Source organism: Caulobacter sp. SRI_008, assembly GCF_057586355.1.
The window spans coordinates 86234-101897 of the sequence record NZ_JBYCZS010000003.1 but is presented as its reverse complement, the minus strand read 5'-3'; the positions used below and the strand labels follow the sequence as shown (position 1 = coordinate 101897).

Annotated in this window: 11 protein-coding genes; 5 read left to right on the top strand and 6 right to left on the bottom strand. The window is 69.8% G+C overall.

The features are described 5' to 3' along the window. Window positions 1–5 precede the first annotated feature (5 nt). On the top strand, window positions 6–1088 hold the full coding sequence (locus AC2YHT_RS03880) for an alpha/beta fold hydrolase (RefSeq protein ID WP_487288267.1): 1083 nt from the start codon (window positions 6–8) through the stop codon (window positions 1086–1088). Window positions 1089–1233: 145 nt separating this feature from the next. Here the strand turns inward: AC2YHT_RS03880 and AC2YHT_RS03875 are convergent, their stop codons facing one another. The 5 genes from AC2YHT_RS03875 to AC2YHT_RS03855 all read right to left on the bottom strand — a co-directional run bounded on the left by AC2YHT_RS03875 (window position 1234) and on the right by AC2YHT_RS03855 (window position 7355). Beyond that, window positions 1234–2100, bottom strand: a complete 867-nt coding sequence (locus AC2YHT_RS03875; RefSeq protein ID WP_487288266.1) for an exonuclease domain-containing protein — start codon at window positions 2098–2100, stop codon at window positions 1234–1236. Further along, window positions 2100–4448: an NAD-dependent DNA ligase LigA gene (ligA, locus tag AC2YHT_RS03870; protein WP_487288265.1), complete on the bottom strand. Its 2349-nt coding sequence runs from the start codon at window positions 4446–4448 to the stop codon at window positions 2100–2102. The genes AC2YHT_RS03875 and ligA overlap by 1 nt, the downstream gene beginning before the upstream one ends. Window positions 4449–4766: 318 nt before the next feature. Further along, window positions 4767–5756 carry a DUF2891 domain-containing protein gene (locus tag AC2YHT_RS03865; RefSeq protein ID WP_487288264.1) on the bottom strand — a complete coding sequence of 330 codons (990 nt, stop codon included), beginning with the start codon at window positions 5754–5756 and terminating at the stop codon, window positions 4767–4769. Next, window positions 5737–6690, bottom strand: coding sequence for a DUF979 domain-containing protein (locus AC2YHT_RS03860; RefSeq protein ID WP_487288263.1), 954 nt, complete (start codon window positions 6688–6690; stop codon window positions 5737–5739). The genes AC2YHT_RS03865 and AC2YHT_RS03860 overlap by 20 nt, the downstream gene beginning before the upstream one ends. Then, on the bottom strand, window positions 6687–7355 hold the full coding sequence (locus AC2YHT_RS03855) for a DUF969 domain-containing protein (RefSeq protein ID WP_487288262.1): 669 nt from the start codon (window positions 7353–7355) through the stop codon (window positions 6687–6689). Before AC2YHT_RS03855 ends, AC2YHT_RS03860 begins: the two co-directional genes overlap by 4 nt. A 164-nt stretch (window positions 7356–7519) precedes the next feature. Between AC2YHT_RS03855 and AC2YHT_RS03850 the strand changes: the two genes are divergently transcribed. The 4 genes from AC2YHT_RS03850 (at window position 7520) to AC2YHT_RS03835 (ending at window position 15110) form a co-directional block, all read left to right on the top strand. After that, entirely contained in the window at window positions 7520–8296 is a 777-nt protein-coding gene (locus tag AC2YHT_RS03850) for a class II aldolase/adducin family protein (RefSeq protein ID WP_487288261.1), read from the top strand. A 176-nt stretch (window positions 8297–8472) separates the two neighbouring features. Beyond that, window positions 8473–9594, top strand: a complete 1122-nt coding sequence (locus AC2YHT_RS03845) for an efflux RND transporter periplasmic adaptor subunit (protein WP_487288260.1) — start codon at window positions 8473–8475, stop codon at window positions 9592–9594. Next, complete coding sequence (locus AC2YHT_RS03840; RefSeq protein WP_487288258.1) at window positions 9594–12740, top strand: efflux RND transporter permease subunit; 3147 nt, start codon at window positions 9594–9596, stop codon at window positions 12738–12740. Before AC2YHT_RS03845 ends, AC2YHT_RS03840 begins: the two co-directional genes overlap by 1 nt. A 15-nt stretch (window positions 12741–12755) precedes the next feature. Beyond that, a complete protein-coding gene (locus tag AC2YHT_RS03835) occupies window positions 12756–15110 on the top strand; it encodes a transketolase (protein WP_487288257.1) in 2355 nt (784 codons plus the stop codon). Window positions 15111–15299: 189 nt separating this feature from the next. Here AC2YHT_RS03835 and AC2YHT_RS03830 read toward each other — a convergent pair whose 3' ends face one another. Continuing rightward, complete coding sequence (locus tag AC2YHT_RS03830; RefSeq protein ID WP_487288256.1) at window positions 15300–15662, bottom strand: nuclear transport factor 2 family protein; 363 nt, start codon at window positions 15660–15662, stop codon at window positions 15300–15302. Between the last annotated feature and the right edge of the window lie 2 nt (window positions 15663–15664).

The following is a 15664-nucleotide window of genomic DNA, read 5'->3' as shown; positions in this document are numbered from 1 at the left end:
ACCTGATGAGGACCCGCATGATCCGCAAGTTCGCCGCCGGCCTGGCCCTTTGCGCGGGCCTCCTGTCCGCTTCCGCCTTCGCCGCTCCGGCCGTCGCGCCTAAAGACGGCGAGTTCGTCGTGAAGGACTTCAAGTTCCGGTCGGGCGAGACCCTGCCGGAGCTGCGGCTGCACTACACGACGCTGGGCGAGCCCAGGAGGGACGCCCAAGGGCGGGTGACCAATGCGGTGATGGTGCTGCACGGCACGGGCGGGTCTGGAAAGCAGTTCCTGTCGCCGCAGTTCGCCGACGAACTGCTGGTCCCCGGCGGCCTGCTGGATCCGGCGCAGTGGTACGTGATCCTGCCCGACGGCATCGGCCACGGGAAATCGTCCAAGCCCTCGGACGGGCTGCGCGCGAAGTTTCCGCACTATGACTATGACGACATGGTGCAGGCCCAGCACCGGCTGCTGGTCGAGGGATTGAAGGTCGATCGCCTGCGGCTGCTGATGGGCACGTCGATGGGCTGCATGCACGCCTTCGTCTGGGGCGAGGCGTATCCGGGCTTCGCGGCGAAGCTGGCGCCGTTCGCCTGCCAGCCCGTGGCCATCGCCGGCCGCAACCGCATGTGGCGCAAGATGACCATGGACGCCATCAAGGCCGATCCGGCCTGGAACGGCGGCGACTATGTGGAGCAGCCAAAGCAGGGCCTGCGGACGGCGACCGATTTCCTGATCATCGCCGGCGCCTCGGCCCTGCCGATGCAGCTGGCCCTGCCGACCCGCGAGGCGACCGACAAGGCCCTGGAGGCCGACTTCAACCGCCGCATCGCGGGGCTCGACGCCAACGACCTGCTCTACCAGGTGGATGCGTCGCGCAACTACGACCCGTCGGCGGAACTGGAGAAGATCGAGGTGCCGGTGCTGTGGATCAACTCGGCCGACGACTTCATCAACCCGCCGGAACTGGGGATCGCCGAGCGCGAGGTGAAGCGGCTGAAGCGCGGGGAGTTCCTGCTGCTGCCGGCCAGCGAGAAGACCAAGGGGCATGGCAGCCACACCTGGGCGGTGCTGTGGAAGGACCGGCTGGCGGCGTTTCTCGCCAAGTGATCCTTCTCCCCTTGCGGGAGAAGGTGGCGGCCGAAGGCCGACGGATGAGGGGTCTCTCAAACACGGGACGTCTCACCCGGCGTCGCCGCCACGCGCAGCTTTGATTTCTGAGAGACCCCTCACCCGACCCGCAAGGGGAGAGGGGCTAGCTGACCAGCGCCAGCCAGGCTTCTTCGTTCAGGATCTGCAATCCCCGTTCGCGGGCCGTGCGCAGCTTAGCGCCCGCGCCGGGGCCGGCGACGACGAGGTCGGTGGCCTTGGTCACGGAAAGCACGACCCGCGCGCCCATGGCGGCGGCCAGGTCCTGGGCGTCGGGGCGGCTCATGGTGTCGAGCTGTCCGGTGAACACCACCGTGCGGCCGGCCAGCCGGCGCTCGGCGCCGGGCGGCAGGATGGGGCGGGGCGGCGGCGGAGCCTTCCTGGGGAGATGGCGGCTCTGCGAGGGGGCATAGCCGCCCTGGTCCAGCCGTCCCAGCGTCAGGCCGATGCGGCCGGGCAGGTCGTGGACGGCGCCCGCGCCGGTCTCGGTCGCGGCGGCCAGGGCCACAGCGCCGCAGGCATAGGCGTCGCCGGCCGCGTCGTGGTGCTTGAAGTCGATCCCGAGATGGCGGCCGACCACGTTCAGCTTGTGCGACACGAGGTCGGGCCAGACGCTGCGGGCGACCTGCACGGTGCACATGTAGTCGAAGGCCGGCAGGGCCACGCCGTAGTGCTCGCAGGTGCGGCGGATGACGCTGATGTCGAAGGCGGCGTTGTGGGCCAGCACCAGGGCGCCGTCGAGATCCTCGCGCAGTCGGTCGAGCACGGCGGGGAACTCGTCGGCGTCGCGCACATGGTTCGGGCCGATGCCGTGGAAGGCGATGTTGAACGGCGCGAACCGCATGTCCCACGGCCGGATGTAGTGGTGATCGACGCGGGCGACCGCGCCGTCCTCGATCCAGGCCAGGCCGATCGAGCACGGGCTCGACCGGGTCTCGTTGGCCGTCTCGAAGTCGATGGCGACGACTTTCATCAGCCGGCGACCAGGGCCAGCCACTCGTCCTCGGTCATCACCTGGATGCCGAGGTCCTGGGCGGTCTTGAGCTTGGAGCCCGCGCCGGGGCCGGCCACGACCAGGTGGGTCTTCTTGGAGACTGACGAGGCGACCTTGGCGCCCAGGGCCTCGGCCTGGGCCTTGGCCTCGTCGCGGGTCATCTTCTCCAGCGAGCCGGTGAAGACCACGGTCTTGCCGGCCACGGCGGTGTCGGTCTTGGGCTTGGCCACGGCCTGGACGTCGAGCTGGGCCAGCAGGTTCTCGACCTTCTGGCGGTTGTGCTCCTCGGCGAAGAAGCGGGCCAGGGACTGGGCGGCGACCGGGCCGACGCCGTCGACGGCGGCCAGGTGCAGATAGTCCTCGCCCGGCGCGCCCTTGGCGGCCTCGGCCAGGCCTTCGGCGAAGGCGTCCCAGGTTCCGTAGCGCTGGGCAAGGGCTGCGCGGGCCGGCTTGGTCAGCTTGGGGACCACCTGGCCGATCTTCAGCTCCAGGTCTTCCGACTGCGGCCAGGGATCGGCGGGCACGCCGGCCCGGCCGGCCTCGACCAGCAGGTCCAGCGCCTTGGGGCCGACGCCGGCGGCGGTCGACAGCTCCAGATAGGTCGCGCCCGGCAGGCCCTTGGCGGCGGCTTCGGAGGCGGCCTGCAGGTCGGCGAACTGGTCGAAGTGGCGGGCCAGGACGGTCGAGGTGGTCTCGCCGATGTCGCGGGCGCCCAGTCCGTAGATCATCCGGTCGAGGCCGATGGTGCGGCGGGCATCGATGCCGGCGATCAGATTTTTGACGGACGTCTCGCCGTAGCCGTCGCGCTCACGCAGGGCTGCCAGCTTCTCCTCGTCGCGGGCGAGGCGGAAGATGTCGGCCGGCTCGTTGATCCAGCCTTCCTCGAAGAAGGCCTGGAGCTGCTTTTCGCCCAGGCCCTCGATGTCGAAGGCGCGGCGGGAGACGAAGTGGCGCAGGTGCTCGACGCGCTGGAACGGGCAGGCGAATTCGCCGGTGCAGCGGCGGACGACGGACTCCACGCCGTTGGCGTTGATCTCCTGGGTCAGGGCCGTCTTCAGCGGGCATTCGCAGACGTGCGGGAACTCGTAAGGCGCCGCGCCTTCCGGACGGGCGGAGACGTCGACCTCGACGATCTGCGGGATCACGTCGCCGGCCCGTTGCAGCACGACGGTGTCGCCGATGCGGACGTCGAGGCGGGCGATCTCGTCGGCGTTGTGCAGGGTGGCGTTGGTCACCGAGACGCCGCCGACGGTGACGGGCTTCAGCCGCGCGACCGGGGTGTGGGCGCCGGTGCGGCCGACCTGGATGTCGATGGCTTCCAGGATGGTTCTGGCGCGCTGGGCGGGGAACTTGCGGGCGATGGCCCAGCGGGGCGAGCGCGAGACGAAGCCCAGGCGGCGCTGGCGCTCCAGGTCGTCGACCTTGTAGACGACGCCGTCGATGTCGAAGGGCAGCTGCGGGCGCAGGGTCTCGAAATGGGCGTAGACGTCGAGCAGGCCTTGCGCGCCCTCGACCTTCTGGGCCGGCGGGGCGGTGGTGACGAAGCCCCATTCCTCGAGCTTTTCCAGCGCTTCCCACTGGCCGGCGGCGAAGGGCTCCGACGCCAGGCCCCAGGCGTAGCCGAAGAAGCGCAGCGGCCGGGTGGCGCTGATCTTCGGGTCGATCTGGCGCAGCGACCCGGCGGCGAAGTTGCGGGGGTTGGCGTAGGTGCGCGAACCGGCTTCCTCGGCGGCGCGGTTGAAGGCGGCGAAGGCCTCGAGCTCGACATAGACCTCGCCGCGGATCTCGATCACGTCCGGCCAGCCCGAGCCCTTCAGCTTGTGGGGGATGTCGGCGATGGTCTTGAGGTTGGCCGTGACGTCCTCGCCGACGCGGCCGTCGCCGCGCGTGGCGCCCTGGACCAGCACGCCCTTCTCGTAGCGGATCGAGGCCGACAGGCCGTCGATCTTGGGCTCGGCGGTGTAGAACACCGGCTCATCGGCGCCGATGCGCAGGAAGCGGCGGATGCGGGCGTCGAACTCGGTCGCCTCGTCGTTGGAGAAGGCGTTGTCGAGGCTGAGCATCGGCACGCCGTGCTCGACCGGCGAGAACTGGGCCGAGCGCGCGGCGCCGACCTTCAGCGACGGCGAGTTCTCGCGGATCAGGTGCGGGAAGCGGGCCTCGATCTCGGCGTTGCGGCGCTTGAGTTCGTCGTACCCGGCGTCGTCGATCGTCGGCGCGTCGTCCTGATAGTAGCGCAGGTCGTGGCTGGCCATCTCGTCGGCGAGACGCTCCAGTTCCTCGATGGCTTGGGCTTCGGTGAGGTCGGCGACGGGGATCTGAGACACGGGCAGGCGAATCCGGTTGCGGGCGGCGGGGCAACTTAGATGATCCTCCCCCTCTGGGGGAGGTGGCCCGGAGGGCCGGAGGGGGGGGACGCTTTCAGTTTCCGAAACGCCTGCGGTCCCATTTCCACCAATGGAATCCGTACGATCCCTCTCCCCTTGCGGGAGAGGGTGGCCTGCGAAGCAGGTCGGGTGAGGGGTCTCTCAGAACTCGAAGCCGCGTGCAGCGGTCAGGCGGGGCGCGATGTCGGATGTCTGAGAGACCCCTCATCCGACGGCTTCGCCGCCACCTTCTCCCGCAAGGGGAGAAGGATCGCTGGCTCATCTCTCCAGCATCGCCAGCAGGGCGAAGCTCGCCAGCCAGTGCTCGCCCATGTAGTCGCCGGTGACGTGGGGCAGGGCTGTCGCCAGGTGCAGGTCGGCGGCTTCGAGCGCTACGGCGGCCACGGCGGGAGGCGCATCCTTGGCCACAGCGCGCCAGCACCAGGCGCGGGATAGCGAGAGGCCGTCGAGGTGGGCGATCTTGCCGTCGGTGCGGTCGCTGACGCTGGGCGGGGAGAACAGCGTCGCCGGCTGGCGCTGGGCGAGGTCGGGCAGGAAGGCGGCGAACCAGGCGGCGAAGGTTTCGGGGTGGAGGCGGCGCATGGCCAGGGCTTCGATCAGGGCCGGCGAGAGGAAGTCGTCGCCGGATGGTTCCCAGGCCTGGCAGGCGCGGTCCTGGCCGTACCAGGCGGCCGCCTTGGCCGCGAGCAGGGCGCGGAAGTCGGCGTCGGCGGTGGCGTCGGCGTAGTCGGCCGCCAGGGCCAGGGCGAAGGCGGTGTTGGAATGCACGCCGGCCCGGATCGGATAGTCGGCGATCGGCAGGAAGGCGCGGTAGCGGGCGACGAAGGCGTCGGCCAGGGGCTGCATGGTCGCGGCCCAGGGCGCGTCGTGGGCGAGGAGCTCGGCTTGCAGCTTCAAGAGCCAGGCCCAGCCGTAGGGCCGCTCGAAGCCGCGGCTTTCGGGACGGGCGAGATAGGCGACCTCGGCGGCGACCTTCTCGGCCGTGAAGGCCTCATTGAACAGGGCGCGGATGGCCGGGGCTTCGGGCAGGGCAGGGTGTAGGCGCAGCAGGGTGGCCAGGGTCCAGTAGCCGTGGACGCAGGAGTGCCAGTCGAAGCTGCCGTAGAAGATCGGGTGCAGGGCGCGCGGGCCCTGCGCGTCGGCGTCGCCGGCCATCACGTGGTCGAGCTTGTTGGGATATTCGCGGACGACGTGGCCCAGCGCGGCCTGGGCGAAGCGCGAAGCGGTCTCAGCGGAAGGCGAGGACATACATCAGGACCATGTTGATCAGCAGCATCAGCACCGCCGTCGGCGCCTGGGCGCGGATGACGGCGTAGCGGTTCTTGAGCTGGAGGAGGGCGGCGGGGACGAGGTTGAAGTTGGCGGCCAGGGGCGTCAGCAGGGTGCCGCAGAAGCCCGACAGCATGCCGATGGCGCAGACCACGGCCGGGTCGCCGCCGAAGCGGTTGATCACCAGCGGCAGGCCGATGCCGGCGGTCATGACCGGGAAGGCGGCGAAGGCGTTGCCCATCATCACCGTGAAGATCGCCATGCCGAGGCAATAGGCGACGACCACGGCCAGGCGGCTGTCGACCGGGGTGATGGCCAGGGTGATGTCGCCGATGGTCTGGCCCACGCCCGCCAGGGCGAAGACCGCGCCCAGCGCCGCCAGCATCTGCGGCAGCATGGCGGCCCAGCCGACGAGATCTATCAGGCGACGGCCCTCCTGCAGCGGGGAGGTCGCGGGCTGGCCGAACAGGCGCTGGGCCAGGATGGCGGCGACGACGGCGGCGACGGCCAGGGAGACCAGGGTGGCCTGCTTGGGATCGACGACGTGCTGGCCGTGCCAGGTCAGGGCCTTGAAGGCGAAGGTGCCGAGGAGGACGATGACCGGGATCAGCAGGGCCGGCAGGAACAGCTTGAGGCCGAAGCGCTGGGCCAGTTCGACGCGCTCCTCGCCGCTGGTGGTCGCTGGCTGGCCGACGCCGAGGCGGCCCGTGCCGGCCAGCAGGGCCAAGGCGACGACGAGGAAGCCATTGCCAAGGTCGCCCAGGCGGTCGCCAAGCAGGAAGCTGATCGCGAACAGCCCCCAGAAGGCGGCGTTGCCCCAGCGCTTGGGATTGGCCTTGTCGCCGGCGCTCATTACGGCGAAGGCCGTGAACATGAAGCCGGCGAGCAGGTAGACGAGGGGGAGGCCGATCATGCCTTCACCTCCCGCTTCGAAAGCTTGCGGTCGAACAGCAGGAGGCGCGCGCCGTGCACCAGGAAGGCGCAGATCGCCGTGGGAATGGCCCAGACCGACAGGTGCAGCGGCTCGACGATCAGGCCGTTCTGGTCGAGGAAGCCGACGATCAGCAGGATCGAGCCGATGGCCATGAAGATGTCTTCGCCGAAGAAGACGCCGACGTTGTCGGTGGCCGCGCTCATCGCCTTGACCTCTTCGCGGGTCGGCTCATCGAGCGGCGCCTGGCCTTCGGCGGCGGCCTCGGCCATGGGGGTGACCAGCGGGCGGACGGTCTGGGCGTGGCCGGCGATCGAGATCAGGCCCAGCGCCGCGGTCAGCTGGCGGGCCAGCAGGTAGACGACCAGGATCCGCCCCGCCGTGGCGGCCTTCATGGCCCGGATGGCGGTGCGGGCGCGCTCCTGCAGGCCCGAACGCTCCAGCACGCCGATGGCCGGCAGGACCACCCAGACGATGCTGACATAGCGGTTCTGGTTGAAGGCCTTGCCGAAGGCGGCCAGCACCTCCAGCGGGCCAAGGCCGGCGGCCAGGCCCGAGGCCATGGCGGCGCAGACCACCACCAGCAACGGATTGAATCTCAAGGCGAAGCCCAGGACGATCACGCCCACGCCGATCAAGGGCAACATGCGGACGATCCCCCGTATACGAATCTGAGAGGACGGTCCGACGGGCAGGGAGCTCTGGCAAGCCCGTTCCCGTGGAACACGGGTCGCTTGACCCCATCTCTTGACGGGGGCGCCTGTCGGCGCGACGCTCAACTCAACAATGATAACCTACGGGAGCAAACGTCATGGCCGACGGCGCCGGCGCGATCGCCGCATCGATCAAGGACAAGGTCAGCGAGGCCGAATGGCAGGCCCGGGTCGATCTGGCCGCCCTCTATCGGCTGGTCGCCCTGCACGGCTGGGACGACATGATCTTCACCCATATCTCGGCCCGCATCCCTGGGCCCGAGCATCACTTCCTGATCAATCCCTACGGCATGTTCTTCGGCGAGATGACCGCCTCGTGCCTAGTGAAGGTGGATCTGGAAGGCAACGTCATCGACAAGACGCCGTACTTCATCAATCCGGCGGGCTTCACCATCCACTCGGCGATCCACGCCGCGCGGGAAGACGCCCAGTTCGTCATGCACCTGCACAGCGACCAGGGCGTGGCCGTGGCCGCCCATGCCGAGGGCCTGCTGCCGCTGAGCCAGCACGCCCTGATCGTGACGCCGCAACTGGCCTATCACGACTACGAAGGCATCGCCCTGAACCTCGACGAGCGCGAGCGGCTGGTGGCCGACCTGGGCGACAAGCGGCTGATGCTGCTGCGCAACCACGGCACCCTGTCGACCGGCCGTACAGCGGCGGAATGCTGGCTTGGGATGTTCTTCCTGGAGCGCGCCTGCGCCCAGCAGGTGATGGCGCTCAGCGCAGGACGCGAGCACGTGCTGCTCGCTCCGGAGGCGGCCCAGGCCGAAGTGCGAAGCCAGACCGGCATGGGCCTGGGCATGATCGCCGGCCTGGCCTGGCCGGGGTGCCTGAGGCAGCTGGATCGCGAGTCCCCGGGCTACACGGACTAGCGCGTTCAAGGTGGCGCTTTGGCGACCGACGTTACGTCAAGGCGCCGCCATGAAAGTGTTGCGATGGTGAAATGAACCGTAATTCTAGTGTCACTAGACGCGGGTCTAGGGTGAGGTCATATGTCGCCGCAACCTAGACTTTGAGGCCCGGTTCAACGGGGCCGGAGCGTACCTTAGTGATCCGCAGGCACTTCTTCCTCATGGCGGCCGGCGTCGCCCTGGTTCTGATGATCGTGGCCGGCGGCGCCAAGCTTCTGCTGGGCGGCAAGGCCGAGGGGCAGGGCGGTCCGGGCGGCCGCGCCACCGCGGTCTCGCAGGTCAAGGTCGACAGCCGTCCGTTCACCGATCGCATCGAGGTGCTCGGCGTGGCCAAGGGCCGCCAGTCGGTGACCATCACCTCGAACACCACCGAGATGATCACCGCCGTCCACTTCCGCGACGGCCAGCAGGTGGTCCGCGGCCAGGTGCTGGTGACGCTGAAGGACGACCAGGAAAACGCCGGCATCGCCGAGGCCCAGGCCAATCTGAACCAGGCCGAGCGCGCCTATCAGCGCTGGAAGACCCTGGCCGACAAGGGCATCGCCCCGCGCGCCACCGCCGAGCAGTACCAGGCCGCCTACGAGACGGCCAAGGCCAGCGTCGCCTCGGCCAAGGCCCAGCGGCTGGACCGCGTGATCCGCGCGCCGTTCGCCGGCCGGGTGGGCATTTCCGACGTCGCCCCGGGCACGCTGATCGCGCCGGGCACGGCCATCGTCAGCCTGGACGACGCCTCGGTCGTGCGCGTCGATTTCGCCGTGCCGGACCGCTACCTGGCCACCCTGCGTGAGGGTCTGCCGATCCAGGCCGCCCCCGACGCCCTGCCGGGCGAGACCTTCCAGGGTCGCATCGCCCAGATCGACACCCGCATCGACGAGGCCACCCGCGCCATCAAGGCCCGGGCCGAGTTCCCCAATCCCGGCGGCCGGCTGAAGCCGGGCATGCTGGTCAAGGTCGCCATCGACCAGGGCGTGCGCCAGGGCCTGGCCGCGCCGGAAGCGGCCGTGCAGTTCGAAGGGCAGCAGGCCTCGGTGTTCGTCGTCGCCAAGGGCGACAAGGGCCATGTCGCCCGCCGCACCAACGTGACCACGGGCCTGACCGCCGGCGGCTATGTCGAGATCCGCTCGGGTCTGAAGGCCGGCGACGTGATCGTGGCCGACGGCCTCAACCGCGTGCAGGACGGCGGCGCGGTGCGTGACGTCAACAAGCCGGCGGGCCAGCCTGGCCAAGACCACGCCAAGCAAGACCGCAAGGCCGGCTGATGCTTTCCGACATCTCCGTCCGCCGCCCGGTATTCGCCGCCGTCGCGGCGATCATCCTGTGCGTCATCGGCCTGGCCGCGTTCGGCTCGCTGCCGATCCGCGAACTGCCCAATGTCGATCCGCCCGTGGTGTCGATCTCGACCACCTATCGCGGCGCCTCGGCCGAGGTCATCGAGGAGCGCATCACCCAGGTGATCGAGCGCCAGGTGGCCGGCATCCAGGGCATCGACCGGGTCAACAGCTCGTCGCGTGACGGCCGCTCGCAGATCAGCATCACCTTCCGCCTGGACCGCGACCTGGACGCCGCCGCCAACGACGTGCGCGACGCCGTCAGCCGGGTGTCGGCCAACCTGCCTGACCAGGCCGACCCGCCGCAGATCGCCAAGGCCAACGCCGACAGCTCGCCGATCATCATCCTGAACCTGACCTCGACCACGCTCGACCCGCTGGAACTGGCCGACTACGCCGACCGCTACCTGGTCGAGCGGATGTCGACCATTGACGGGGTGGCCCAGGCCAACCTGTTCGGGGCCAAGATCTACGCCATGCGCATCTGGCTGAACGCCGACGCCATGGCCGCCCGCGGCGTGACGGTCAGCGACGTCGAGGACGCGCTGAACGCCCAGAACCTGGAGCTGCCGGCCGGTTCGCTGGAGAGCAGCGCCAAGGACTTCACGATCCGCGTGGCCCGCGCCTACGCCAAGCCCGAGGACTTCGCCCGCCTGCCGCTGCGGCCCGCGGACTCCAGCGGCTTCGTGCTGCGCCTGTCGGACGTGGCCCGCATCGAGGAAGGGCCGGACGAGCGCCGGCGCCTGTTCCGCGGCAACGACGTCGACCAGGTCGGCATCGGCCTGACGCGCCAGTCGCAGGCCAACGACGTGGCCATCTCCAAGGCCGTGGCCAAGGAAGTCGAGGTCATCAACCAGACCCTGCCGGCCGGCACCAAGCTGGTGGTGGCCGTGGACAACTCGGTGTTCACCGCCGAGGCCATCCACGAGGTGTGGATCACCATGGGCATGTCGGTGGCCCTGGTGGCGCTGGTGAACCTGATCTTCCTGGGCAGCTGGCGCTCGGCGCTGATCCCGTCGATCGTCGCGCCGATCTGCATCCTGTCGACGTTCATCATCCTGGCCCCGCTGGGCTTCTCGCTGAACCTGCTGACGCTGCTGGCCCTGGTGCTAGCCGTGGGTCTGGTGGTCGACGACGCCATCGTCGTGGTGGAGAACATCCAGCGCCGGGTGGACGAGGGCGAGCCACCGCTGATCGCCGCCCAGCGCGGCTCGCGCCAGGTGTTCTTCGCGGTGGTGGCCACGACCATCGTGCTGATCTCGGTGTTCGCGCCGCTGATGTTCCTGCCGGGCTATATCGGCCGGCTGTTCGTCGAGCTGGCCGTGGCCATCGCCGCGGCCGTGGCCTTCTCGGCGCTGCTGGCGCTGAGCCTGTCGCCGATGATGGCCTCCAAGCTGCTGAAGGGCGCCCACGGCGGCGGCTGGTTCAACAAGCGCATGGACTGGGCGATGGGCAAGCTGCGCGACAGCTACCGCGCCTCGCTGGAAAGCCTGCTGGGCGGACGCGCAGCCACCTTCGCCGCCGGCGGGGCGGTGATCCTGCTGGCCGGCTTCGCGGCCCTGCTGTTCGTCAGCCTGCCCAAGGAACTGGTGCCGGCCGAGGACCGCGGCCGCGTCGACATCCAGATCAGCGCGCCGGAAGGGGCGGGCTTCGACTACACCTCGGCGATCGGCTCGCGAATCGAGAAGATCATGGGCCGCTACCGCGACGACGGCGTCGCCGAGCGCACCATCCTGACCATCCCGCGCTTTGGCCAGAGCCAGTTCAACTCGGGCAACGGCGTGGTGGTGCTGAAGGGCTGGGGCGAGCGCGACAAGACCGCCGACCAGGTGGCCGCCGAGCTCAACAAGGACCTGTCGAAGATCACCGGCGTGCGGGCCGTGGCCAGCGTGCGCGGCGCCTTCCAGCGCGGCGGTGGAGGCGGCGGCGGGGGCGGGACGAACGTCGATCTGATCGCCGTCGGCAACGACTACGTCCAGCTGGCGAACTGGCTGAAGCCGATCCTCGACGCGGCCCAGGCCAATCCGGGCTTCTCGCGCCCGCGCATCGACTACGAGCCGACCGCGCCGCGCCTGTCGGTGCAAATCGACCTCGACAAGGCCGCCACCCTGGGCGTCTCGGCCCAGGCCGTGGGCCGGGCGCTGGAGACCATGTTCGGCTCGCGCCAGGCGACGACCTACATCAAGAACGGCCAGGAATACGACGTCATCCTGCAGACCGAGCTCGACCAGCGCCGCAGCGTGGCCGACCTCGACAAGCTGCAGGTGCGCACCAACGCCGGCGGCCTGGTGCCGCTGTCGACGGTGGTGAAGACGCAGCTGCGCGGCGACACCCCCGACCGGCCGCGTGTCGACCGTCTGCGCTCGGTGACCCTGACCACCCAGCTGTCGCCCGGCTTCACGGTCGAGGACGCGGTGAGCTTCTTCCAGGCCCAGGCCGCGGCCCATCCGACCCCCGGCGTCAGCGTCAAGTGGGGCGGCCAAGCCAAGGACTATCTGGAAGGCTCGGGCGGCATCGCCATCGCCTTCGGCCTCGCTTTGCTGCTGGTGTTCCTGGTGCTGGCCGCGCAGTTCGAAAGCTGGATCCACCCGGCGGTGATCATGCTGACCGTGCCGCTGGCGGTGCTGGGCGGCCTCTTCGGCCTGCTGATGGCCGGCTCGACCATCAACACCTACAGCCAGATCGGCCTGATCATCCTGGTCGGCATCGCCGCCAAGAACGGCATCCTGATCGTCGAGTTCGCCAACCAGCTGCGCGACGAGGGGCTGAAGGTCACCGAGGCGGTGATCGAGGCGGCGGCCCTGCGCCTGCGCCCGATCATCATGACCTCGATCGCCACCGCCATGGGCGCCTTGCCGCTGCTTCTCTGGACAGGGGCGGGCGCGGGAAGCCGCCAGACGATCGGGGCCGTGATCTTCTTCGGCGCGATCGTGGCGACCCTGCTAACCCTGTTCATCGTTCCGGTGTTCTACAACCTGCTCGCCCGCTTCACGAAATCTCCGGAGTGGACGGCGCGGCAGATCGAGGACTATGAAGCGCGCGAAAAGGCGGGCGAGGGGCATACCTCACCCGTATAAAACGGGTGAGGAAGCATGGCTGACGGGTCTCTGACGGCCAGGCGGCAGGAAATAGCGCTGCTGCGGCGTCTCGAGGAACGCATTCTCTGGCTGGCGTCGTGGACGATCCACAACGCCAACCACCTGCGTGAAAGCCGCGACGGGCTGAAGGTGGGCGGCCACCAGGCCTCCTGCGCCTCGATGACCACCCTGATGACGGCGCTCTACATGAAGGCGCTGCGGCCGCAGGACCGGGTGGCGGTCAAGCCGCACGCCAGCCCCGTGTTCCACGCCATCCAGCACCTGTTCGGCCGCCAGAGCCTGGACAAGCTGAAGGCCTTCCGCGCCCTGGGCGGCGCGCAGTCCTATCCCTCGCGCACCAAGGACGTCGATGACGTCGACTTCTCCACGGGGTCGGTGGGCCTGGGCGTGGCGGTGACGGCCTTCGCTTCGCTGGCCCAGGACTATCTGGCGGCGCGGGGCTCGGTGAAGCCCGAGAGCATGGGCCGGATGATCTCGCTGCTGGGCGACGCCGAGCTGGACGAGGGCAACATCTACGAAGCCCTGATCGAGGCCTGCAAGCACGACCTGCGCAACACCTGGTGGATCGTCGACTACAACCGCCAGAGCCTGGACGCGACGACCAAGGACCGGATGTTCACCCGCTACGGCGAGATCTTCGAGGCGGCGGGCTGGACGGTCGAGACGCTGAAGTGGTCCAAGCGCCAGAGGGAAGCGTTCGAGCGGCCAGGCGGGGCGGCGCTGAAGGCCTGGATCGAGACCGCGCCCAACGACCTCTATTCGGCCCTGACCTATCAGGGCGGCGCGGCCTGGCGCGAGCGCCTGACCGCCGACCTGGCCGGCGAACCCGACGCCCTGGCGCTGATCGCCGGCTACAAGGACGTCGATCTCGGCGAGCTGATGACCGAGCTGGGCGGCCACTGCCTGGAGACGATCCTGGAGGCCTTCGAGCGGGCCTCGCAGGACGACGCGCCCCGGTTCTTCATCGCCTACACGGTCAAGGGCCTGCGGCTGCCGTTCCAGGGCCACAAGGACAATCACGCCGGCCTGATGAACCCCACCCAGGTCGCCGAGCTGCGCGAGCGGCTGGGCGTGGTCGAGGGCGAGGAGTGGGACGCCCTGTCGGGCCTTTCCGCCGCCGAGCGCACGGCGCTGAAGGGCCTGGTGGCCCGCGCGCCCTTCGCGGCGGCCAACAACCGTCATTACGACGCGCCGAGCGTGGCGACGCCGAGCGCCGACGAGCTGCTGGCGGCGGTCGCGGGCGGCGGAGAGCAGTCCACCCAGGCGGCGTTCGGCAAGGTCATGTTCGACATCGCCGCCCGCAAGGACGAGTTCGCCGGCCGGGTGGTGACCACCTCGCCGGACGTGACGGTGTCGACCAACCTCGGCGGCTTCGTGAACCGGCGGGGCGTGTTCCATCGCCGGGCGCACGAGGACGTCTTCAAGCGTCGCCGCATCCCCTCGGCCCAGGTGTGGTCGATGGGCGAGACCGGCCAGCACGTCGAGCTGGGCATCGCCGAGAACAACCTGTTCATCGCCCTGGCGGCCCTGGGCCTGACCGCGCCGCTGTTCGGCGAGCGATTGTTCCCGGTCGGCACCCTCTACGACCCGTTCATCGCCCGCGGTCTCGATGCGCTGAACTACGCCTGCTACCAGGACGCCCGCTTCTTGCTGGTGGCGACGCCGTCCGGCCTGACGCTGGCTCCGGAAGGCGGCGCGCACCAGTCGATCGGGTCGCCCCTGATCGGCATGAGCCAGCCGGGGCTGGACGCTTACGAGCCCGCCTTCGCCGACGAGACGGCGGTGCTGATGGCCCACGCCTTCGAGCGCATCCAGGCGGCGGACGGCTGCTCGATCTATCTGCGCCTGTCGACCCGGGCCATCGCCCAGGCCGAGCGCGCTGACGAGGCCTGGCGGACGGGCGTGGTCGAGGGGGCCTACTGGCTCAAGCGCCCGGCGCCCGACACCCGGCTGGCCGTGGTCTATTGCGGGGCCCTGGCCCCTGAAGCCCTGGAAGCCCATGCGGCCCTGCTGGAGGACGAGCCGGGGGCTGGCCTGCTGGCCGTCACCTCGCCCGACGTGCTGCACCGCGACTGGACGGCGGCGGGCCGCTCGCGCTGGACCGACGGCGCGGCGCGGACCTCGACGATCGAGCGGCTTCTGGCCGACCTGCCGCGCGAGGCGGGGCTGGTGACCCTGATCGACGGGGCGCCGGCGGCGCTGTCGTGGCTGGGCTCGGTGCGCGGTCACCGCCTGCGGGCGCTGGGCCTGGAGACGTTCGGGCAGTCGGGGGATCTGCCGGATCTGTATGGCAAGTACCGGCTGGATGCGGAGGCGGTTCTGGACGCCTGCGCGGATCTGCTGGCTTAGGCTTCAGCGCCAACAAAGCCCGCCATCCCGGAAAGCCCGCAGGGCTTATCCGGGACCCAGGGGACTGGGCGCGGTGGTTGCTTTACCGCTCAAGCGGTCACCGGCGCATTGCGGCGGCCCCTGGGTCCCGGCTCTTCGCTTCGCTACGGCCGGGATGACGAACAAAAATCGGTGGTGAAGGTGGACGCCTTACCGCGTCCCAGGATCCGGCTGCGGGTCAATCCCCACGATCAGGCCGTCGCGCAGCAGATAGGCGATCACGGCGCTGTTCTGCGACCACAGGCGGCCATCGGGGCGGCGCAGGGTGATCTCGACGTCGGCGTGGACCCAGCCGTCGGCCTGGGGTCGCACGCGCATCAGGCCGATGTCGACGCCGGCCATGGCGAACTGGCGCTGGAAATAGCCGCGCGCGGCCTCGACCCCAACGACGTCGCCGCCTTCCAGGATGTTGGCGAAGGCGATGTCGGGGTGCAGTTGGGCGACGACGGCCTCGAGGTCCCGGCGGCGCGTCGCGTCGAAGTGCCGGGTCAGCAACACTTCAGCCTTTGCCATGC